At 53.8% G+C, this 21,411-nt stretch carries 23 protein-coding genes and 1 riboswitch; of the genes, 5 read left to right on the top strand and 18 right to left on the bottom strand.

From position 1 onward, the window contains the following. Nucleotides 1-327: 327 nt before the first annotated feature. From pyk to BLP91_RS08895, 18 genes are all read right to left on the bottom strand, one after another. Nucleotides 328-2,079 (bottom strand): pyruvate kinase, encoded by a 1,752-nt coding sequence (pyk, locus tag BLP91_RS08980; protein ID WP_091569869.1) that lies wholly within the window; start codon nt 2,077-2,079, stop codon nt 328-330. Nucleotides 2,080-2,095: 16 nt separating this feature from the next. After that, a complete protein-coding gene (pfkA, locus tag BLP91_RS08975; RefSeq protein ID WP_091569867.1) occupies nt 2,096-3,055 on the bottom strand; it encodes a 6-phosphofructokinase in 960 nt (319 codons plus the stop codon). 91 nt (nt 3,056-3,146) lie between these two features. Beyond that, nucleotides 3,147-4,115 carry an acetyl-CoA carboxylase carboxyltransferase subunit alpha gene (locus BLP91_RS08970; protein ID WP_091569864.1) on the bottom strand — a complete coding sequence of 323 codons (969 nt, stop codon included), beginning with the start codon at nt 4,113-4,115 and terminating at the stop codon, nt 3,147-3,149. Then, the gene (gene accD, locus BLP91_RS08965; protein WP_091570058.1) at nt 4,084-4,968 is read right to left on the bottom strand and encodes an acetyl-CoA carboxylase, carboxyltransferase subunit beta; all 885 of its coding nucleotides are present in this window, start codon (nt 4,966-4,968) and stop codon (nt 4,084-4,086) included. Before accD ends, BLP91_RS08970 begins: the two co-directional genes overlap by 32 nt. A gap of 164 nt (nt 4,969-5,132) precedes the next feature. After that, the gene (locus BLP91_RS08960; RefSeq protein ID WP_245662212.1) at nt 5,133-5,840 is read right to left on the bottom strand and encodes a FadR/GntR family transcriptional regulator; all 708 of its coding nucleotides are present in this window, start codon (nt 5,838-5,840) and stop codon (nt 5,133-5,135) included. Nucleotides 5,841-5,876: 36 nt separating this feature from the next. After that, a complete protein-coding gene (ystJ, locus tag BLP91_RS08955; RefSeq protein ID WP_091570053.1) occupies nt 5,877-7,109 on the bottom strand; it encodes an NADP-dependent malic enzyme in 1,233 nt (410 codons plus the stop codon). Nucleotides 7,110-7,237: 128 nt separating this feature from the next. Beyond that, nucleotides 7,238-7,840 carry a precorrin-2 dehydrogenase/sirohydrochlorin ferrochelatase family protein gene (locus tag BLP91_RS08950; protein WP_143003511.1) on the bottom strand — a complete coding sequence of 201 codons (603 nt, stop codon included), beginning with the start codon at nt 7,838-7,840 and terminating at the stop codon, nt 7,238-7,240. A 106-nt stretch (nt 7,841-7,946) separates the two neighbouring features. After that, nucleotides 7,947-8,735 carry a uroporphyrinogen-III C-methyltransferase gene (gene cobA, locus BLP91_RS08945; RefSeq protein ID WP_091569859.1) on the bottom strand — a complete coding sequence of 263 codons (789 nt, stop codon included), beginning with the start codon at nt 8,733-8,735 and terminating at the stop codon, nt 7,947-7,949. A 20-nt stretch (nt 8,736-8,755) separates the two neighbouring features. Next, nucleotides 8,756-8,968 carry a DUF3906 family protein gene (locus tag BLP91_RS08940; RefSeq protein WP_091569856.1) on the bottom strand — a complete coding sequence of 71 codons (213 nt, stop codon included), beginning with the start codon at nt 8,966-8,968 and terminating at the stop codon, nt 8,756-8,758. A 13-nt stretch (nt 8,969-8,981) separates the two neighbouring features. Then, nucleotides 8,982-10,616 (bottom strand): nitrite/sulfite reductase, encoded by a 1,635-nt coding sequence (locus BLP91_RS08935; RefSeq protein ID WP_091569854.1) that lies wholly within the window; start codon nt 10,614-10,616, stop codon nt 8,982-8,984. Nucleotides 10,617-10,628: 12 nt separating this feature from the next. Continuing rightward, nucleotides 10,629-11,237, bottom strand: coding sequence for an adenylyl-sulfate kinase (cysC, locus tag BLP91_RS08930; protein WP_091569851.1), 609 nt, complete (start codon nt 11,235-11,237; stop codon nt 10,629-10,631). A 12-nt stretch (nt 11,238-11,249) separates the two neighbouring features. Continuing rightward, nucleotides 11,250-12,395, bottom strand: a complete 1,146-nt coding sequence (gene sat / locus BLP91_RS08925; protein ID WP_091569849.1) for a sulfate adenylyltransferase — start codon at nt 12,393-12,395, stop codon at nt 11,250-11,252. Nucleotides 12,396-12,621: 226 nt separating this feature from the next. After that, entirely contained in the window at nt 12,622-13,701 is a 1,080-nt protein-coding gene (locus BLP91_RS08920) for a sulfate permease (protein ID WP_091569846.1), read from the bottom strand. A 15-nt stretch (nt 13,702-13,716) separates the two neighbouring features. After that, a complete protein-coding gene (locus tag BLP91_RS08915; RefSeq protein WP_091569844.1) occupies nt 13,717-14,433 on the bottom strand; it encodes a phosphoadenylyl-sulfate reductase in 717 nt (238 codons plus the stop codon). 94 nt (nt 14,434-14,527) lie between these two features. Continuing rightward, on the bottom strand, nt 14,528-14,686 hold the full coding sequence (locus tag BLP91_RS08910) for a YezD family protein (protein ID WP_091569841.1): 159 nt from the start codon (nt 14,684-14,686) through the stop codon (nt 14,528-14,530). Between the two features lie 84 nt (nt 14,687-14,770). Further along, a riboswitch (SAM riboswitch) is annotated at nt 14,771-14,874 on the bottom strand. Between the two features lie 74 nt (nt 14,875-14,948). Next, nucleotides 14,949-15,149 (bottom strand): hypothetical protein, encoded by a 201-nt coding sequence (locus BLP91_RS08905; RefSeq protein ID WP_091569838.1) that lies wholly within the window; start codon nt 15,147-15,149, stop codon nt 14,949-14,951. 81 nt (nt 15,150-15,230) lie between these two features. Continuing rightward, nucleotides 15,231-15,776: a phosphatidylglycerophosphatase A family protein gene (locus tag BLP91_RS08900; protein WP_091569835.1), complete on the bottom strand. Its 546-nt coding sequence runs from the start codon at nt 15,774-15,776 to the stop codon at nt 15,231-15,233. Between the two features lie 9 nt (nt 15,777-15,785). Further along, the gene (locus BLP91_RS08895; protein WP_091569833.1) at nt 15,786-19,277 is read right to left on the bottom strand and encodes a DNA polymerase III subunit alpha; all 3,492 of its coding nucleotides are present in this window, start codon (nt 19,275-19,277) and stop codon (nt 15,786-15,788) included. Between the two features lie 174 nt (nt 19,278-19,451). On the opposite strand from BLP91_RS08895, the gene BLP91_RS08890 reads away from it, so the two are divergent. The 5 genes from BLP91_RS08890 to BLP91_RS08870 all read left to right on the top strand — a co-directional run bounded on the left by BLP91_RS08890 (nt 19,452) and on the right by BLP91_RS08870 (nt 21,400). Then, on the top strand, nt 19,452-19,778 hold the full coding sequence (locus BLP91_RS08890) for a YtrH family sporulation protein (RefSeq protein ID WP_091569830.1): 327 nt from the start codon (nt 19,452-19,454) through the stop codon (nt 19,776-19,778). Then, nucleotides 19,779-20,300 carry a sporulation membrane protein YtrI gene (locus BLP91_RS08885; RefSeq protein WP_091569829.1) on the top strand — a complete coding sequence of 174 codons (522 nt, stop codon included), beginning with the start codon at nt 19,779-19,781 and terminating at the stop codon, nt 20,298-20,300. 103 nt (nt 20,301-20,403) lie between these two features. Beyond that, nucleotides 20,404-20,640 (top strand): YtzJ family protein, encoded by a 237-nt coding sequence (locus BLP91_RS08880; RefSeq protein ID WP_091569826.1) that lies wholly within the window; start codon nt 20,404-20,406, stop codon nt 20,638-20,640. Nucleotides 20,641-20,715: 75 nt separating this feature from the next. Next, complete coding sequence (locus BLP91_RS08875) at nt 20,716-21,012, top strand: YtpI family protein (protein WP_091569824.1); 297 nt, start codon at nt 20,716-20,718, stop codon at nt 21,010-21,012. 100 nt (nt 21,013-21,112) lie between these two features. After that, complete coding sequence (locus BLP91_RS08870; protein WP_091569821.1) at nt 21,113-21,400, top strand: hypothetical protein; 288 nt, start codon at nt 21,113-21,115, stop codon at nt 21,398-21,400. The last annotated feature ends 11 nt before the right edge of the window (nt 21,401-21,411 follow it).

The following is a 21,411-nucleotide window of genomic DNA, read 5'->3' as shown; positions in this document are numbered from 1 at the left end:
TCATAAATCTACAATTTTCGGCTCTTCTCGTCTCTTTACATAATCTGACGGCCAAGCACACATATTATGAATGGTCAAGTCGGTTTGGTTTCCTGCCACCATGCCAAGAAACAACAATCAACATCACAGGTGATAAAAGGAGGGTGAACAGTGAAACTGCGGCGGCGCAAAACACGGCGAAAGAAGCTTCGTTGGTGGATCTATCCCCGACTTCGCACCATCTAACCCGCCGTCAATCCAATCGATGCAAACCGCATTTTGCCATGTTCCATTGTTTGTTTTCTATAAAGAAGAGCGCTGGTATATAACCAGCGCTCTTCTTCGTGATCAGAGGACATTGGCACGGCCGGAATAAATATGACCACGCTCAGAATCCACCGTCACCTGCATCCCGTCCTGAAGCAGCCGGGTGGCCTTCTGCACCCCGACAACCACCGGGACTCCGAGGCTGAGACCCACGACGGCAGCATGGGAGGTGAGCCCCCCTTGCTCCACGATCACGGCAGATGCTCGTTTAAAGGAGTCCATCATATCTTTATCGGTGGAACGGGTGACGAGAATAGCTCCGTCTCTCATTTTGGAGCGAATTTCTTCGGAGGAAGTGCCCACCACCACTTCTCCGGTAAGCACTTTTTTTCCGACTCCCTGCCCCTTCGCCAATACATCACCGATCACATGCACCTTCATTAGATTGGTCGTGCCGGAGTGGCCCACAGGAACACCAGCTGTAATCACCACCAGATCCCCATGGCGGACCACACCGGACTCCAAAGCCGACTGGATGGCGGTATTGAGCATTTCATCGGTGGTATCCACCCGATTGCCTTTTACAGGATAAACTCCCCAGACCAGGGCCAGCTTGCGCATCACTTGATCATGGCGGGTTACGGCCAAAATCGGTGCTTTCGGGCGATACTTGGAAACCATACGGGCGGTCTTCCCGCTCTCCGTAGACGTGATCACCGCCGAGGCATTCAAAACGGCCGCGGTGTGAACGACAGACTGGCTGATGGAGTCGGGGATACTCACCTCTAGTGCACGGATCCGGTCATGAAATAGATCATCGTATTGAAGGGATTCCTCAGTGGTGGAAGCGATGCGATCCATGGTTTGTACCGCTTCCACCGGATATTTGCCGCTGGCGGTTTCACCGGACAGCATAATGGCGTCCGTTCCATCGAAAATAGCATTGGCGATATCGCTTGCCTCCGCACGGGTGGGGCGAGGATTTCGCTGCATGGAGTCCAACATCTGGGTGGCCGTGATGACCGGTTTCCCCAGGTGGTTGCATTTCTGGATCATCTCTTTTTGCAGAACAGGCACTTCCTCTGCAGGGATTTCCACACCTAAATCCCCCCGAGCCACCATCACACCGTCAGAGATGTCGAGGATCTCATCCAGATTGTCAATGCCCTCCCGGTTTTCGATCTTGGAAATGATGTGGATGTCGGCGCCCATCTCTTCAATCACCTGACGGATTTCCAACACATCATCAGGCTTTCGCACGAAGGAAGCCGCAATAAAATCGATATGTTGTTCAATTCCGAAGCGGATATCCGCCTCATCCTTCTCTGTGATCCCGGGCAGATTGACGGAAATCCCCGGCAGATTGACCCCTTTCTTATTCTTCAATTCCCCGCCGTTTTCGATGCGGCAGTGAACCTCGGTTCCCTGGATCTCCTCCACCTTCAGACTGATCAAGCCATCGTCCACCAAAATGGTGGACCCCGGTTTCACATCTTGGGGCAACCCCTTGTAAGAGACAGACACCCGGGAAGCATCTCCCTCTATCTCTTCTGTGGTCAAGGTGATCTTTTTCCCCGCTTCCAGCTGAACCTGTCCTTCCTTCAGAATCCCGGTGCGAATTTCAGGCCCCTTGGTATCCAACAGGATGGCCACCTTTGTGCCCATCTCCTGTTCCACCTCACGAATGGTTTTGATCCGGCGGAGATGCTCCTCATGGGAACCGTGGGAAAAATTGAGCCGAGCCACATTCATACCAGCCTGAACCAATGCTCGAAGGGTCTCTTTCTCTTCACTGGTCGGACCGATCGTGCATACAATTTTGGTCCTGCGCATGCCCATGCCCTCCCTTTTATATAGCCAAAATACCGGCCAAATCGTACATCGCCATGTCCGGTTGATGTTTCATGGAAAAGGCTTTGTCAAAGTCCACTCCGACGATCGCGTTTTTGCAAATGGCCACCATTTGATCCTTCTCTCCGTCGATCAACAGATCCACCGCTTTGGCCCCCATTCGACTGGCCAATACTCGATCAAAGGCGGTCGGGGAACCGCCGCGCTGAATATGGCCCAACACAGTCACCCGGGTTTCCATCCCGGTCTTATCTTTGATCTGACGTCCGATATCCACCCCGCTGCCGACTCCTTCGGCCACAATGATGATACTGTGTCTTTTACCGCGCCGGTTCCCCCTCTCCAGGCGCTGAACAATGTCGTCCAAATTGTGGGGAGCTTCCGGAATTAGGATCGATTCTGCACCGTCGGCCAGTCCGGACCACAGAGCGATATCCCCTGCGTCGCGCCCCATCACTTCCACGATATAGGTTCGTTCATGGGAGGTAGCTGTATCCCGGATCTGATCGATACATTTAATCACCGTGTTGACCGCAGTATCAAAACCGATGGTGTAATCCGTTCCAGCGATATCATTGTCAATGGTACCGGGAACGCCGACAGTGGGAAAACCCTGTTGCGTCAATTTCTGCGCACCCCGAAAACTTCCGTCTCCCCCGATCACCACCAACCCGTCGATACCTTCATTTTTAAGATTTTCCACGGCCCTGGCCTGCCCTTCAGGGGTTTTAAATAGAGAGCTGCGATCGCTGTAGAGAACCGTACCTCCTCGGTGAATAATATCCCCAACGGAGCCCAGATCCATGGGCGTAAAATCCCCCTGAATCAAACCGGTATACCCACGGCGGACACCGATCACTTCCAGCCCGTGATGATGACCCTTACGAACCACGGCACGAATGGCCGCGTTCATACCTGGCGCATCACCTCCGCTGGTCAAAACAGCAATACGATTCATCGTGTTCACCTCATCCTATGGAATCAACAAAATCCGACCCCCCGGGACTATTATTGTCCCTGTGGGACAAAAAGAGAATACCGTGGGAATACTAATCCACGGTATGGTAGACCCCGATCTGGCTAAATTTTTGATGGCGATCCTGCACCAACTGCTCCCCATCCATCATCAAGAGCGGTTTCAAGGTGTTCGTAATCGCGTCCTTGATTCTCTCCGCCTGAAATTGGGGATCTTTGTGCGCTCCGCCCTTTGGTTCGGGGATCACTTGATCCACTACCCCTAGCGTTTCCAAATCCTGTGCCGATATTTTGAGCGCTTCGGCAGCTTCCTGTGCTTTTGCCGCATCCCGCCACAAAATAGCGGCGGCTCCCTCAGGGGAGATAACGGAATAATAAGCGTGCTCCAGCATCAACAGGCGGTTGCCCACGCTGATCGCCAGCGCACCACCGCTTCCCCCTTCCCCTGTCACGACGCAGACGATGGGAACCCTAAAGCCCGCCATCTCTCTCAGGTTGCGGGCGATCGCTTCTGATTGCCCGCGCTCCTCCGCCTCTACCCCGGGATGCGCGCCTTGGGTATCGACAAAACAGATGATGGGGCGGCGGAACTTATCCGCCTGCTGCATCAGCCGCAGGGCTTTCCGGTAACCTTCCGGGTGGGGGAGCCCGAAATTGCGGGCGATCTTGTCTTTGGTATCTTTGCCCCGCTCGTGTCCGATCACCGTCACCGGTCGACCGTCCAGCTTGGCAATTCCTCCGATAATCGCCGGGTCGTCACCATAAAGCCGATCGCCGTGGAGCTCCATAAAGTCGGTGAAAATATGTTTGATGTAATCAGCGGTAGTGGGCCGGGACGTATGCCGGGCGATTTGCACCTTCTGCCAGGTAGTGAGATTGCCGTAGATTTCCCGTTCCAAGCGACGGGCTCTCTCCTCCAAGTTTTTAATTTCATCACTGAGATCGATCGACTTTTCCTCTGTAAATTTCTCCAATTCCTCTATCTTTTCCCTCAGCTCAATGAGCGGCTTCTCAAAGGGAAGGGTTCCGTTGGTGGTCGCCATAGCCATCCCCCCCGCTGTGGAAATCCAAGATCCGGATCAAGGTTTCTCGCATGTTTCTGCGGTGAACCACTTGATCCAGTTGCCCGTGTTTTAACAGAAATTCGGCGGTCTGAAAATCCTCGGGCAGTTCTTGCCGAACCGTCTGCTCGATCACACGCCTGCCGGCAAAGCCGATCAGTGCCCCAGGTTCAGCAATGTTGATATCACCCAAAGAGGAGAAACTGGCGGAGACACCGCCGGTCGTCGGATCGGTCAATACTGAGACGAACAGCAGGCGCTTTTCATGCAACCGCTCTAAGGCTGCACTGGTTTTGGCCATCTGCATCAGGGAGAGAACCCCCTCCTGCATACGGGCCCCGCCAGAAGCGGAGAACAATACGAAGGGGTATCCCTTGACCGCCGCGCGATCCGCGGCCCGGGCTATCTTTTCGCCGACAACCGATCCCATGCTTCCCATTCGAAAGCGGGAGTCCATGACGCCGACGATTACGGGGAAACCGCCGATGGTTCCCTCTCCAGTAACCACCGCTTCGTTTTGTTCTGTTTTTTTGCGGTCTGCTTCCAGTTTTTCTTTATAATGAGGAAAAGATAACGGATCCTCAGAAATCAGATCTGAATCGAATTCAAAAAAGTTCCCTTCGTCCACCGTCAACCGGATTCGCTCCGGTGCAGACAGGGTGAAGTGATAACCGCAGTTTTTGCAGACCTTCAGGTTTTTTTCCAACTCTTTGGCAAAACCGATGTTTCCGCACCGGGGACACTTCAGGACAATCCCTTCGGGGATCTCTCTTTTTGCCTGCTCCGAAGGAATGGTAGCGTACTTTTTCTGTTTGCGAAACAGATCCTTTAACACGGTTACACCCCTCATCTGCACTTGAAATTTTTCTCGGCCCCCGGCCCCCGCCGTGCAGAACCGTTTATCGTGAAGGCGAATCCCCCGATGTTCTGCTTGACGAAACACATCATAGCACACTGGATGGCCGAGAAGCAAAACGCTATCTGAGAACTGGTGATCATCTATTCAATCTCTTCACCTTCGACACGGAAAAAACCCGCGGCGGTCAGATGAGCTTCCAGCTTCCTTTCCGCTTCGCGGGGGTCATGTCTTTTGATGGCATCCAAGATTTCCCGATGTTCCCGCAGCGCCACCTCGGGACGGCCGCGGCGTTTTAGTGAAGATTCACGTACCGTTTGTCCAAACTGAATCACGGGATACCAAGCTCGTGTCAGCAAATGGTTATGGGAAGCAAGCATCAACTGGTGGTGAAACTCATAATCTTCCTCCACCGGAACACTTCCTTCCTCGACACGTCTCTTCATTCGGGACCAAGCCTCTTCCAAGGAAGCCAAGTGATCGGCATCAGCCCGCTGGGCCGCTAGCCGAACGGCCCCCGACTCCAGCAGGACTCGCATTTCCAGAAGGTTATCCCGGGAGCGTTGATCCCGCAGGATGTAGAACGCGAGCAAATCTACCAAACGATGATTTCGATAAGGTTGCAGAAATGTGCCCTGTCCTCTCCGTGTGGTGATGATCCCGAGAAGTTCCAGGGCTCTCAGCGCCTCGCGAACCGTTGACCGCCCCACCTGAAGACGGGTCACCAATGCCCGTTCAGAGGGCATCTGGTCACCGGGCTTCAGACCCTCTTCATCGATAACTTGATGAATCCTGAGCAGGATCGATTGGAATTTTGTAGAACCCAATTCCCCGAATACATCTGACACCACACTACGCTCCTCCTGATATCTGCAGTCGTTCTTTATTTATCGTTTTTGAGTCAGCTGCAATGTTCGTTCATAAACCTCGTCCGGATCGACTTCGATGCGGGCCGCCCTTGTCTCCATGGCGGAGCGGGCCACTTCGGCAGCCACTTTGGGGGCAACCAAAGAATGGAAGGGAGCGGGAATCACATACTCAGGTGACAGCTCATCGGGTTCAATCAGCTCAGCGATGGCATAAGCTGCCGCCACCTTCATCTCCTCATTGATCTCTCGTGACTGCGCATCCAAAGCCCCGCGGAAAATTCCGGGAAAAGCGAGGACGTTATTCACCTGGTTGGGGAAATCGGAACGACCGGTTCCGACCACTTTAGCCCCGGCTTCATAAGCATCATCCGGCATAATCTCGGGAGTCGGGTTGGCCATGGCGAAAATGATGGGATCCCGGTTCATCGAACGGACCATCTCCTTGGTGACGGCTCCGGCCACAGACACCCCGATAAAGACATCGCTCCCTTTCATCGCCTCCGCCAAGGATCCGCGGACTCCGTCCCGGTTGGTCACTTTAGCGATGTTCTCCTTGATGCTGTTCATGCCTTCTCGGCGCCCCTCATAAATAGGGCCCTTGCTGTCGCACATGATGATATCTTTGACACCCAGGGAAAGCAATAATTTGATAATAGCGATCCCGGCTGCACCGGCACCATTGGCTACCACCTTGATCTCGCCGATCTCCTTGCCCACGACTTTTAATGCGTTGATCAGTCCAGCCAATGTGACGATAGCTGTTCCATGCTGATCATCGTGGAACACGGGGATGTCTACTTCCTTTTTCAGCCGCTCTTCAATGAGAAAACATTTTGGAGCGGCGATATCTTCCAAGTTCACTCCACCGAAGGTGGGGGACATCAGCTTGACGGTCTCGACGATTTTATCTACTTCATTGGTATCCAGGCAGAGGGGAAAAGCATCCACGCCAGCAAAGGATTTAAATAGAACCGCTTTTCCTTCCATGACAGGCATAGCCGCTTGGGGACCGATATTCCCCAGCCCGAGCACCGCTGTTCCGTCGGACACGACGGCCACCAAATTCCCTTTGGCTGTGTAATCAAAAACTTTGGCCGGATCGGTATGGATCTCCTTGCAAGGTTCAGCCACACCGGGTGAATAGGCCAGACTCAAATCCCTGGAGTTGTTGACAGCCACTTTCGAACCAACCGTCAGTTTTCCCTGTTGTTCTCGGTGTAGCTTCAAAGCATCTTCACGCAAAGAGGACAATCCTTTCACTCCTTTATATCCGGTCACGCGGTGGTCAGACCACTCGGGCGATATCTCCTATTATAGCAAATGAATAGAGTGAAAAGAAGGAGTTCCTATCATCCATCGGCAAAAAATTCAGCAGGTTCTCACAGAGAATCAAACCATTTTCGGGCCAACCGCTTCAACTGATGGCGCTTCTCCTCTTCACATAGTCCAGATCCCTTGATCGCCCTTCTCTCCTCGTCCAAGGCTTCTAACGCCTCGGCCCATTTTTCATCAAACTGTTCCGCCAGCTTGTCCCGGATCATCCCGGCCAAGATCGGACTGGCCCCGCCGGTAGAAACAGCCAGTGTAAGCCACCCCTGTTGCAAGCTGGTGGGAACGTGGAAATTGCCCCGGTCCGGTTGATCCACCACATTGACCAGCTGGCGGTCACCGGCCGACTCGGCCACCTTACGATTCACCTCCGGCGAATCCGTTGCGGCCACCACCACCCAAGCCCCTTCTAGATCGGCGGGGGCAAAAGGTTTCTCCCGATAAGTCACTTTCCCTTCTGCGGCCAAGACCCGAATCGCTTCCTGCGCTCTTTCGGCGACCACCGTCACACAGGCGCCGGCTATCAAAAGCCAGCGAATGCGACGGGCGGCCACCTTTCCGCCTCCGACCACCACAGCCGGCTTTTGGCTGAGATCCAGCATGATCGGTGTATGAATCAGAAGAGCACCTCCTTTTCCATTCTGATCGATCACATCTACTGGTTTTTACTCAGATATCAAATAAGATCCGGAGGATAAAAAAGCCGCCTTGCGGCGGTATGCAACAGTTACAGGTTCATTGTTTGACAACTTCTCGATGCTAGATTCCCGCCGACTCCACGGCGGATTCGATCCCGCTCATCTGAATGCAGGACTCAAACCAAGCCAGTTTCTCCCTGAGGGCGACCACCTCCCCCACGAGGATCAGCGTGGGATTTTCCACCTGATGACGGCGAGCGAGCTCCGCCACCCCGTCCAAGGTGCCCGTCACCGTTCGCTGTCCACGGGTAGTTCCCCAGTGTATGAGAGCGACTGGCGTCTCCGGAGCGCGGCCAAAGGCCAGGAGTTTCTCCCGAATCCGAGGGAGGTTTTTTACCCCCATGTAAATGGCTAGGGTATCCACCCCCCGGGCCAGGTGCTCCCACCTCAACTCTTCAGCCTCTCCTTTTTTCCGGTGTCCAGTGACAAAGGCAAAGGTGGAGGCAAAATCCCTGTGGGTAACTGGTATGCCGGCATAGGCGGGGGCGGCGATTCCCGCGGTGATCCCGGGGATCACCTCAAAGGGAACCCCGTGGCGAACCAGGCTCTCCGCCTCTTCCCCGCCCCGACCGTAGACAAAGGGGTCGCCCCCCTTCAACCGGGTGACGACCCGACCCGCCAGGGCGTGTTTCGTCAAAAACCGGTTGATTGTCTCCTGTTTCAAGGTGTTGGTTTGGGGCAGCTTGCCGCAGTAGAGGAGGTCCGCCCCCGGTCGGGCATATTCCAATAGCTCCTGATTCACCAGACGATCATAAAGGATGATATCCGCTTCCCGGATGCAACGCACACCTTTCACCGTGATCAGTTCGGGGTCACCGGGACCCGCCCCCACCAGATACACTTTACCCATCGACAAACCCTCCCGACATGTCAGCTCTGTTCCTCCTCGTAAAGGACATATCCGCCCCCTTTACCAATCCGCTTTTTCTCGTAAAGGGTGACATCCTCCACGTCAGGCATGCGTAGAAAATATTTCTCCAGCTCTGTATCGACCAGTTGGAATGCTTCCTGATCATCTCCAGCGGCGATGATGACGGGAATTCTCTCCCCTTCCGCCGCCACTTTAAAACGGTAGAGATACACCTGGACACCCCCCTCAGGAAGCCACTTTAGGAAGGGTTCGCTCCAGAATCTCATCTAAAACCTGTTGCAACTTGTCGACCCCGACCCGATGAACAAAGGAGTGAAAAGACTCTTCCGGCTGTTTTTGCTCCTTAAAATGAAGCAGGAACTGTTTCAGCACTGCGGGGAGGTGTTGGCTATCGATCTTTCCCTTTAGCTTTCGATTAAACTCTCCCCCCTGCTTCAGGGTGCCGCCTACGTGAATCTCAAAGGCGTCGACCAACTCTTTGGTCTCCTTGGATTTCATTTTGATCCCCTGCAACCCGATATCTGCGATCTGACGTTGGCCGCAGGAGTTGGGGCAGCCCACCATATGGATGCGGACCGGTACGTCCACCTCCACTTGCTTATCCAGAAATTCCGCGATCTTACGCATTCTTTCCTTGGTTTCCACCAAGGCCAGGTTGCAGTACTCGATCCCGGTGCACGAGACGGCATACCCGATAAATTTCGGTGGATCGACCGAGATCCGCTTAAAGATCTCCTCCTGCAAAAGGGTTTCTACCTGGTCGTCAGGCACATGGGGAATCACGAGGTTTTGTGAGCTGCAGTTGCGGATTTCCCCGTTACCGTACTTATTAGACACGCGGGCCAGCTCCAGCACCTCATCGGCTGTGAGGCGTCCCATCGGCACGTTTAAGCCGATATAATTGAGCCCCTCTTGTTTTTGCGGATGGACGCCGTAAAAGTAACCAGCGTTCCAATCCGTCAACATATCGGTGCCCTTTGTCGGCAAGGGCCCGGTGTATTCCAGCACTTTCTCCTTAAATCTTTCCGGACCCCAGTCCGCTATCAGGAATTTTAAGCGGTTTCGGGTGCGCTTTTCTCGGTAGCCATAGTCCCTAAAGATGGTGGTGATGGCCACGGTCACTTTCTTCACCTCTTCGGGCCGGATGAAGAGGTCCAGCGTCTCCGCCAGATACGGACGGGAGGATAGCCCGCCGCCCACCTTCACGTGGAAACCTTTCACCTCTTCCCCATCGATGGTCTTCACCGCCGGGGTAAAGGCGACACAGTTGATCTCCGCATTCGATGCGTTTTTTTGGTTGGCGCTGATCGATACCTTGTACTTTCGAGGCAGGTTGGAAAAGTCGGGGTTGTGCTGAAAGGTTTCATATACTTCACGAACGATAGGAGTGGTGTCCAACAGCTCGTCAGGGTCGATCCCCGCCAAGGGATTGCCCACGATATTGCGGGTGATATCCCCACAGGCGCCGGCAGTAGACAGCCCCACTCGTTTCAGGCGCTCAAAAATGTCAGGAATGTCCTCAATCCGCAACCAGTGAAACTGGACCGCCTGCCGGGTGGTGATATCGTAAATCCCCCGACCGTAATCCCGGGCGATTCCAGCCAGCGTCACCACCTGGTCATAGTTGAGAATACCGGAGGGGATGCAGACCCGCATCATGAAGTATCCCTCTTCCCGGGGGCGTTGCAGATAGAGGCCAGCCCATTTAAACATCGGCCACTCTTCTTTAGGAATCGATGCAAAGCCCGATCGGGCATACTCTGGAATCTTTTGAAAGATCTCCAAACCATCCATCTTTAACTTCTGTTTCTCTGTAGCATTGATCTTGTCGTTGTTTGCCCAGTGTTTTTCGTAAGCCACGGCCCTACCTCCTCAATCCTTGATCCCAGGAATCAATCTCCGTTGTCGCAACCAATCCAACATGCAGTCCACAGATTCCTCCACTGTCGATCCTTCGGTATCGATGGTCCATTCCGGCGACAGCGGTTTTTCGTAGGGGGCGCTCACCCCGGTAAATTGTGGAATCTCACCTGTTCGCGCTTTTTGGTAAAGCCCTTTTGGATCCCGCCGCTCACATTCATCGAGGGAGCAACGTACGTAGATCTCAATAAACTCCCCTTCCTCCAACAGCCGGCGAACGTGCTGACGATCTTTCCGATAGGGAGAAATAAAGGCGGTCAGGGCAAATTGTCCACTGTCCACCAGCAATTTTGCCACTTCACCGATGCGCCGGATATTCTCCTTGCGATCCTTCGGCGAAAATCCCAAGTCTTTATTCAGTCCATGTCGAATGTTGTCTCCATCCAGTACGTAACTTTTTACCCCCAGTTCGTTTAGGCGTCGATCCAGAGCATTGGCCAGGGTCGACTTGCCCGACCCCGACAACCCCGTAAACCAGAGAACAGCGCTCCCGTGACCATTTTTTTGTCTGCGTTCCGCTTTGGTGACGGCGGCTTCATGCCAAACGATGTTTGTGGCCATGTTTTTCCCTCCTTAACCGGTGGTCTGCGTCTCCTTTTGCAATCCGCGAATCAATACATCGGCCACTTCCGGCCGGCTGAAGGTAGCCGGCGGCCGCTCCCCGTTGCGGAGCATCTCCCGCACTTTAGTCCCGGACAATACGACATGGTCTTCGTTTCCATGGGGACAGGTTTTGGTGGAGGCCATATTTTCGCATTTGCGACAATAGAAACTGTGTTCAAAGAAAAGGGGCGTAATCCCCAGTTCCTCTGGGGTGAATTCCGAGAAAATCTTTTGCGAGTCATAGGTGCCGTAGTAGTTGCCAACACCGGCATGATCCCGGCCCACGATAAAGTGGGTGCAGCCGAAGTTCTTTCTCACCAACGCATGAAAAATCGCTTCCCGCGGTCCGGCATAGCGCATGGCGGCGGGAAAGACGGCCAAAAAGACCCGTCCGGCGGGATAATAGTGTTCCAGCAAAACTTCATAACTTTCCATCCGTACCGGTGCTGGAATATCGCCTGCTTTGGTCTCACCCACCAGCGGATTGAGAAACAGACCGTCCACCGTCTCCAAGGCCGTCTTCTGGATGTATTCATGGGCTCGGTGGACCGGGTTGCGCGTCTGAAAACCGACGATCGTTTTCCACCCTTTATCGGCAAAGATTTTGCGGGTATCCGCAGGATCCAGATGGCGATCGGCAAAACGTTTGGCCGGCCGGCGCACCAGTTCGATCGGACCGGCCAGGTAGATCTCCGGTCGAGAGAAAAGTTTAGCCACGCCGGGATGATCCGTTTCCGTCGTCAGATACACTTGTTTTGCCTCCCACTCTTTGTCGGGAGAGTACTTCTCCTCTAGTTGAAGCACCCCGTAGAGGACTCCATCCTTCACCAACTTCACCCGTTGGCCGATTCTCAATTGGTCCGCTTTTTCCCGGGAAACGGGTAGGGTGATAGGAATCGACCAAGGCAGACCGTTGCTCAATCGCATGTGATCCACCACCGATCGGTACTCCTTTTCACCGAGAAAACCGGTGAGTGGACTGAAAGCTCCAACTCCGATCAGTTCCAGATCACTCAAGGCAAAGGCGTCCAGTTCCACTTCCTGTTGAATCGATTCTGTCTCCACATCCGGACGCCACCGGTTGATCAATGTTCCTCCATGTGGATGGCTGCTCATATAAATGCCCCCTCGTTGATATTGATGATCCGATATATGAAAACGGCTGGTATGTGTGCAACTTTTCACGCGACCTGAGGCGAGGTTCGCCCCCACATTCCCTTGCACCCATAGGACAAGTCTCGCCGGACCCCTCCGCCCCCCGACCCCTTCCGTCTTCGGGCAGAGGTAAAGTAGCTATTTCGGTCCAACGCATCCCCTTTTCCGGAATATCACCTTTCGTGATTCAAATTCCCCCGCCATGTTCATGGAGAGAACGTTTTTCCCGTCGCACGGTTTGAATTAGACTGATCGAACCCAGTGTAGCCAAAAAGACGCTGGTCACGGCGATCACGGAGTAGAAATCGCCCCTCACCAATCCTTCGACCAGACCATAGGCGATCACCAGAGAGAAGACCGGCGACACCACCCATACCTGCAACAATTGTTTGACCACATTCTGCTGCCACAAGGAAAAGCCTTTTCGTGCCGTACCTACACCGATGATGGCGGAGGTGGTCACCTGAGTCAGGGGTACCGGGATGCCGATGAGGGAGGCCCCCGCCACCAACATCGCCCCCGTTCCCGAGACGGCGCTCCCCTCCACCATAGACAAGTTGGTTATCCGCTTTCCGTTGGTCTCCAACACCCTGCCGCCGAGAAGGATCGACCCCAGGGCAACAAAAAACCCGCCGTATAAAATCCCCTCGGAAACCGTAAGCAGTCCTGCCCCGACTAAGGGTCCCACAGCATTGGCCACATTGTTCATCCCGGCGGCAAATGCCTCCAAAAATCCAGTCCCAACCAGTAGCAGGGCCAACCAGCGGCTGCGATTTCCCTTGCGAATGGCGGGGAAACGATGTTCCGCCGCGATCACGGCTTTTCCCGTAACAAAGGCGAGGAGAAAAGCGGTCAAGGGAACCAAAAGCCAAAAGGCGATAATGCCAGCCAAATGGGACCAATACACTTTTTGCAAGGCGACCCCCGCTCCCACCACCGACCCAACCGTCACCTCGCTGGTGGAAAGAGGGATGCCCAGACGATTGGCGATAAAAAGAGAGGAACAAGCGGCGGCCAGAATCAGCACCGCCAACTGGACGGTCATGATCCATTCGGGTACGATTCCCGACCCGATTGTCCGAACCACTTCACCTCCCCCAAGGGCCGCCCCGGCAAACACCCCTGCTCCACTGATCCAAAGGGCGGCCTGACGGCGTCGGACGGCACCTGCTCCGTAAGCGACACCCATCGCGGCAGCTGCCCCGCTCGCTCCGATGTTGACGGCAAAGAAAAAGGCGACGACGAAACCGGTGACGATCGCAGTCATGGATTTCCCATTCCTTTACCGGGTAGTGTGCAGGCCGCACTCCGTCTTTGACCTGCCGGACCACCGGCCCGCCCGGAGATCTTCCCCTTCCGCCACCGGACGGGTGCAGGGAACACAGCCGATACTGGGATAGCCTTGGTCGTGCAACGAATTGTAGGGAAGATCATGTTTATGGATGTAATCCCAGACATCCTTCCAACTCCAATGGATTAAGGGACAGATTTTGATGGAGCGGAAGCGTTCGTCACGGTTGATAAATTGCATGTTCTGACGGGTTGGAGACTGGGCCCGGCGCAACCCGGAAATCCAGGCGGACCTGCCTGTCAACGCCCGCTCCAGAGGGACAATTTTCCTTAAGTGGCAACACCGGTCCGGATCCCGCTCCCACAGTTTGTCGCCGAAAGCCTCCGCCTGCTCCTCCAGAGACAAGTCCGGTCGGAGCCGGTCGATATTCATGTTGGGATATCGTTGTTGGACGGCAGCGATCACCTGATCCGTCTCGCGAAAATGAAGTCCGGTATCCAAAAAGATTAGCCGGGCATCGGAGCGGATGAGCGCGATCAAATCGATTAACACCATGCTTTCCGCCCCAAAACTGCAGGCGTACACCAGCTCGTCCCCGTAGTGGCTGTAAGCCCACTCCAGCGCGTTCACTGCGCCTTTGCTCTCATTGTCGATGGAAAAGACGGGTTTTTCCTTCTCCCAGGTTTCATATGTGAGTTGAACATCCATTCGAGTCCCTCCTTTTCAGCAAAAAGGCGGCCCACACCACAGCTGATGTGGTGCGGGCCGCCTCCGGTTTCTCCGGTCAGCGGATGCGTTCCGCTCATTTCAAGCGCATTTTTTCGTTTTTTTCCAGTTGGATCACCTGGCCGTCCTGTACAACCAATGTAATCGATCCGTATCGCATCCCGTCCAGCATCTCCCGGATCCGCTCGGTGACAGTTTCATAACCATTGTCGGATGCCTTCTTTTTGTCGGACATCCCGGTTCCCCTCCCTCCAGGAATAAAAAAAGCCTTCCCATTTTGGAGAGACTTGAAGGTGAGAAGGTATCATCCTTACCATCTTACTTATCTTCCAAAATGGCTCCCATTTTGCTGGATGTGGCACCTTACAGCTGCAGGTTGCCGGACTTCATCGGGCCAGGTCCCTCCGCCGCTCTGGATAAGATTTATTTCTATCTTAGAGGGTGGCCGATAGGAAGTCAACCATATTTACCTAGTTTTTTGATCGGATTTTATACATTTATGGCGAGACCTCAGATTCCGGTCCGAGAAAATCGGACCACTCTCCAAAGATATTCGTGGAAATCTGCTGCAGCCTCTGTTGATATCGACGGTTCCTCATCTGAAGGAGCCGATAAGACTCCAGATCCCGGGGAATCCAGTCTTCATCCGTGATCAGAGCCTGTTGTCCATCGGAGAGCTGAACCAACCAGCAACCCATGCCATCCCTCCTCGCGGCTTGTTTCTAACCATTCTGGGTGGGAATGCCCCCTTTGAAACCCGAGCATACAAAAAAGACCGATCATTCGACCGGCCCTTTGCCACTTCCTTTCGCATCAGCGAGATAGCGACCCATATCCGGATTTTCATGGGCGATCCGCGCGGAAGCCGCAGCGGCGACCCCCGCGATCAAATCATCAAGAAAGACGTGGATCCTCCCGCCGTGGTTGTTCAGCTTTTGAATCACACCCTCCTTGGTTTTGTCCAGATAGCCGAAACTGGTCAATCCGATCGTCCCATAAACATTGGTGATGGATAGGGCTAAAATCTCATCGATTCCGTACAGCGGTTCGTCCACTTCCATCATTTCTTGTAAGGGAGTGGGAAGACGGTGTCGCTCAGCCAGTTCATCCAGGGCGACCCCGGTGATCAACGCATGCTGCACTTCCCGTTTTTGCATAACATGCTCTACGCTTTCAAGGCATGTTTGCAGATCCAACTGGTCGTTATATGGATGCTGCAGGTCGAAGACGATGGTCGCAATATCGGTCAACGTCACTCCCCGCTTCTTCAACAAATCGATCGTGTGGCGATAAAACAAACCATCCACCTTCTCCAGACCCGTCATGACAATAGATTATGTTCCCCGCCCGTCGCGGGTGCGAAGCGGTTCTTCTTTGACATGAAAGGAATTGTTCCCCATCATTTCCTCCACGCGACGTTTCAGTTCTGGGGAAGGGTGAATGCCATACTTATCCACCGGAAGTTCGCGGATTTGATGGGAGCCCTCATAGAAAAGGCGAACCGGCACTTTCCCGTGCAGGGAGGTTAACACCTGTTTCAGCCGATTGAGCAAACGAGGCCCTTCTTTATCTCGGGGGATCCGAATGTAGGCGATCAACCTCTTTTCCGGATCGAGTCCGCCGTCGGCCGGTGACTCCCGTACCCGTTCCGCCGTCCTCGCCAGACGCTGCAGATCCTCCACGGTATCCGCCAGCAATTTAACCCCATTTTCATGCTGGTTCAAGCGACCGGAGACGATAACAGGCCGATCAACCTGCAACAGGGTCCGGTATTGTCGCAAGGTTCGTGGAAAGACGACCATTTCCGCCTGCCGGGAAAAATCCTCAAGGGTGACAAAAGCCATCGGTTCCCCTTTACGGGTGGTGATCGCTTTCACATCCCGGATCAGTCCGGCTACAGTCACTCGTTCCTTCTCCCGCCCTGTTTCCAGCGCCTCCAAGGTGTGAGAGGTACGGGAAGCAACGGTATCACGGAACTCATCCAGCGGGTGACCGGAGAGATACAGTCCCAGCAGCTCTCGTTCCATCTCCAGTACTTCCCGCCTTAAAAAGGGCTTTACCCCATCATAGGAAAAGCGGGGGGACGGATCGTCCTCCACCTCGTCAAATAATTGGAGCTGATCTTCCGATTGCCGGCGTTGCAACTCACCGCCTCTTTCCATCGCTTCATCCAGCATGGCCAAAAGCTGCGCACGATGCCCCGGGAGGCTGTCCATCGCCCCGCACTGGATCAGGGATTCAATCACTCGACGGTTACAAGTACGCAGGTTGACCCGCCGACAAAAATCGAAGAGGTCTCGGTATGGCTTTTTGCGGCGCTCCTTAAGGATGTCCGTAATCGCATGGGTGCCCACATTTTTCACGGCGGCCAACCCCATCCGAATCGCTCCCTCCCGGACGGCAAAGGTACGCTCACTCTCATTGATATCTGGGTGAAGCACCGAGATCCCGCTTTGTCGGCAAGCTTCAACATACTCCGCCATCTTGCTGTGGTTTCCCATCACCGTCGTCAACAAAGCCGCCATATAATAAAGGGGATAGTTGGCTTTCAGATAAGCCGTCTCGTAGGCAAGCACCGCATAAGCGGCGGCATGACTACGGTTAAATCCGTAATCGGCGAAGCGGAGAATCAGGTCGTATACTTTGTGGCCGATCTCTTCCGTATATCCTTGGCGAAGGCACCCCTCGACGAAGTTCTTCCGCTGCTGATCGAGAACATCTCTCTTTTTTTTGGAGACGGCTCGTCGCAGGATGTCCGCCTGTCCCAGGTTAAAGCCGGCCATCTTGGCCGCTATCCTCATGATCTGCTCCTGGTAGACGATAATTCCGTAGGTATCCGCCAGGATCGGTTTCAAGTCCGGATGGGGATAATGGACCTGCTCCTGACCGTGCTTGGCCCGGATAAACCGTGGAATCTGCTCCATCGGCCCGGGACGGTACAGGGCGAGCACGGCGATCACATCCTCAAAATCCTCCGGCTGCAGATCCCGCAACACCTTCCGCATCCCTGCAGATTCCAACTGAAATACGCCGGTGGTCTCTCCCCGACAGAGCATACGGTAGGTGACCGGATCATCATAATCGGAACCGTTGAAGTCAATCTCCGTCCCTTCCGCCTCCCGGACGGCCTCAATGGTCCGCTCGATCACTGTTAGGTTGCGCAAACCCAAAAAATCCGCCTTAAGCAGCCCGATCTCTTCTAAAGCCTCCATCGGATATTGGGTCAGGCTGATTCCGCCTGTTCCCTCCTCCAGGGGGACATGATCCGTCAGAGGCGTATCCGAGATGACCACCCCCGCCGCATGGGTGGACACGTGGCGTGGAAAGCCTTCTACTTTCCGCACGTTTTCCATCAAGCGAGCCACACGAGGATCTTCCCGAACGGCTCGGTCCAATTCCGAGCCCCTCTCCATCACCCGTTCCAGTTTGACCCCCGGTCCTGAAGGGATCATCTTGGCGACCCGATCCACCTCGGTATAGGGCAAACCCATCACGCGCCCCACATCGCGAACCGCTGCACGGGGAGCCATCGTACCGAAGGTAATGATCTGGGCCACTCGATCCGATCCGTACTTACGGGTCACATAGTCGATCACTTCATCCCGCCGCTCGTCGTTGAAATCGATGTCGATATCCGGCATACTGACCCGTTCCGGGTTGAGAAACCGCTCAAACAGGAGCTTGTACCGAATCGGATCGATATTCGTAATCCCCAGCACGTAAGCCACCAGGCTGCCAGCCGCCGAACCTCGTCCGGGACCGACGGCGATACCCTGCTCCCGGGCAAAGCGGACAAAGTCCCACACGATCAGGAAGTAATCACTAAACCCCATGTTCTCAATCACAGACAGCTCATAATCCAACCGTTTTTTCACTTCAGGGGTGACGGTGCGATATCGTTTCTCCGCCCCTTTTTGGCACAACTCCCGTAACCGGGACGGGGCATCCGTTCCTTCAGGCAGGGGAAAACGGGGTAGAAGCCGTTCGCCGATAGGAATCTCCACTTGACACCGCTCGGCGATCCGCTGGGTATTTTCCAAGGCCTCGGGTATATAGCCGAACAATCTTTCCATCTCTTCCGTCGACTTCAGGTAAAATTGATCAGTCGGAAACCGCAACCGGTCCTGTTCCTCCAAGCGACGGTTGGTCCCGATACACAGGAGACAGTCGTGCATCTCGTGGTCGGTCTGATTCACATAGTGGAGATCGTTGGTCGCCACCAGAGGCAATTGCTGTTCCCGGGCCAAGGAGATCAGATGACGATTCACCTTTTGTTGTTCGGGAATGCCATGGTCTTGCAGTTCCAGGAAAAAATTCCCCTCCCCGAAAATCTCCCGGTATTCCTGCGCCATCCGCCGGGCGTTATCAAACTGACCCTGCAGGATCGCCTGGGGAATCTCCCCGGCCAGACAGGCACTGGTAGCGATTAAACCGCGATGGTAGCGGCGAAGCAGCTCCTTGTCCACTCGCGGTTTGTAATGGAATCCCTTCAAATGGGCCTCACTGACGATTTTCATCAGATTGCGGTACCCCTCTAGCGTCTCTGCTAACAAGAGCAGGTGATGGTTCCGATTTTCCCGAGGGTTAGGACGCTCTTCCAACCGTCCCGGTGTCAAGTACACTTCACACCCGATGATGGGACGGATCCCAGCCCGTTTGCAGGCTTTGTAGAAAGGCAGGACCCCGTACATAGCGCCGTGATCGGTGATGGCCAGCGCATCGAAACCGGTCGCCTTGGCCTCATCGACCAGTTGGTCGATCCGGGCCGCTCCATCCAGGAGACTGTATTCCGTATGCACATGGAGGTGGACAAAGGAACCGTTCATCGTCTTCACCCGATTTTTCCTTAAGAATTGGTCCTCCTATTATAACGCATCGGACAAGTAGAGGCGAACATACAGTCCCCATCCGAGGTTGAGACGAAACCCTCGTCCACATAATCGGGTTCCTTCCTTCATAAATTGAACCAAGGATCTTTGTTGGACAAAGGCGGTGTGGGGATGGGAGAGTTTTGGTCGACCACGGTATTAAACTATTGTATTGCTTTGGGCGTTGTACTCGGGGGCACCTTGCTAGGAGGGATCGGTGCATTCTTCGGTAATGAACCGCCGATGGATACGATGCTCAGGATGTCGGAACATCTAAAGATCTGGGCCCTGGTCGCTGCACTGGGTGGGACCTTCGATACAATCAAATCTTTTGAAGTCCATATCCTGGGCGGAGAGATGAGCCAGGTATTCCAACAGCTCATCTTCATTTTGAGCGCCTTTTTCGGGGCTCACTTCGGAACCGTGCTGATCCGTTGGTTTATTCAAGGGGATCTGTAAATGAACCGATCGACTCGCGTGCAGTTGTTACGGATCGTCGTCGCCTTTCTCTTCGGATTGATCGGAGGCCTCACAGCGATGAATCTTTTATACGGACAAAAGCTGGACTCCCTCTATTTGGAGCGAAACAATCTTTATTACCGCAACAACGAGAAGTACAAAAAAATCCAGATGTTAGAAAAGGATTTAAACAAACATCACGACACCCAATACATCGGACAGGATGTTTCCGTGGAAGTGGAGTTGCCTACAAATGAAAGTCAATTTTATCAGGACAAAATCCGTAAGGAGATACAGGAGATCTTGCAGCCCTTTGTAGGCAAATCGGTCCATTGGGTGAGTGACAACCCGGAAGTATTGGACACGATGATGGCCAAGCGCATCATCCAAATCGATCAGGATCAGAAAGGGACAGCGACATCGAAGTCTTTTCAAATCCGACTCAAATACCTCACCTTTGTCGGAACCAAATTGAAGATCTGGGTGGTTGCCCAGGAAAAACAAAAAGAAACGGAGGAATAGGGAACAAAGCCATGTGATCCATATTAAAAATAAGAATTTCGAATGGACAATCGCCAAACGCCCACCTAAGGTGTATCATATACATAGATAAGGGGGGATTCTGTTGATTATCAGCCGAAAACGTTTGGCCAAAGCGAAGGTGGAAAAACTGAAGCATGGATATTCTGCCTATGCGGAGACCCAAGAGGTAGCCACGTTGATCGAAAAAGAGCTGAATGGGATGGATCTGTCGGTCCGAGTCGACCGGACGCCGATCGGATCTTGGTTTTTCCCCGAAGCTTCCGATGGTCATCCCGCCAGTGATTGCCCCCCGGGAACTGCCGATTCCCATTGTTCCTGATCCTTCCCTATAGGCGCCCTACCGTCCCCCAGGCGGTGGCGCCTTCTATCGATACATACATTTGGAGGCTTCTATATGCAACTGTTTATGGTATTCTTGATCATCGTTGTCGTCGTCACCGCGATCCGCACTTTTTCCAACAGCATTGCCGGGCGACGAGCAGATGGCTTAGACCAACTGAAACACCGAGCCCAAATGAACATCAACATGGGCCTCATGTTTATCGCTGTCGCCCTGATGCAGGGAATCTCTCTAGGAGACTGGTGGATTCGCCTGCTCATGATCGCAGTCGGAGCCCTCGGCATATACAACCTGATTTTCGGCCTCAGAGCAAGGAATTTTTACCGTAAAAAACTGGAGGAGCAGCAGTAACACATGGCCCTTGCCCGGAAATTCCGGGCTTTTTCTTGCTCGGTGATCAAATTTTCCGATATCATAGCCTTGTATCCAAAACGGAGGAGGGAACAAATCTGTGGAAGGTCTTCTCATCTTATTTCTGATCGCTTTTGTGCTGTTTATGGTCGTCCGGATGATCTTCGCTTTGTTGGAGTATCGAAAAACCAAAGACAAAAAACGTTTCCAGGCCAAAGCGTTTTTCTGGATCGGACTTATCCTCATCTTTACCAATCTCTTCAATATCGTGATTGAAGGGGATATGGGCGGCTGGTTCATGCTGTTGGTCGGCGTTGTTTTCACTATACAAGGGATATCCTTAAACAAGCGGCAGCAATCGGAAGCGGAGGAGCGCAAATCCAGCTGAGAACGAAAACA

It is taken from the genome of Melghirimyces thermohalophilus, assembly GCF_900102685.1.
Taxonomy (GTDB): Bacteria; Bacillota; Bacilli; order Thermoactinomycetales; family DSM-45169; genus Melghirimyces; species Melghirimyces thermohalophilus.
The sequence above is the reverse complement of the archived record's forward strand: the minus strand, read 5'-3'. Positions and strand labels throughout refer to the sequence as shown.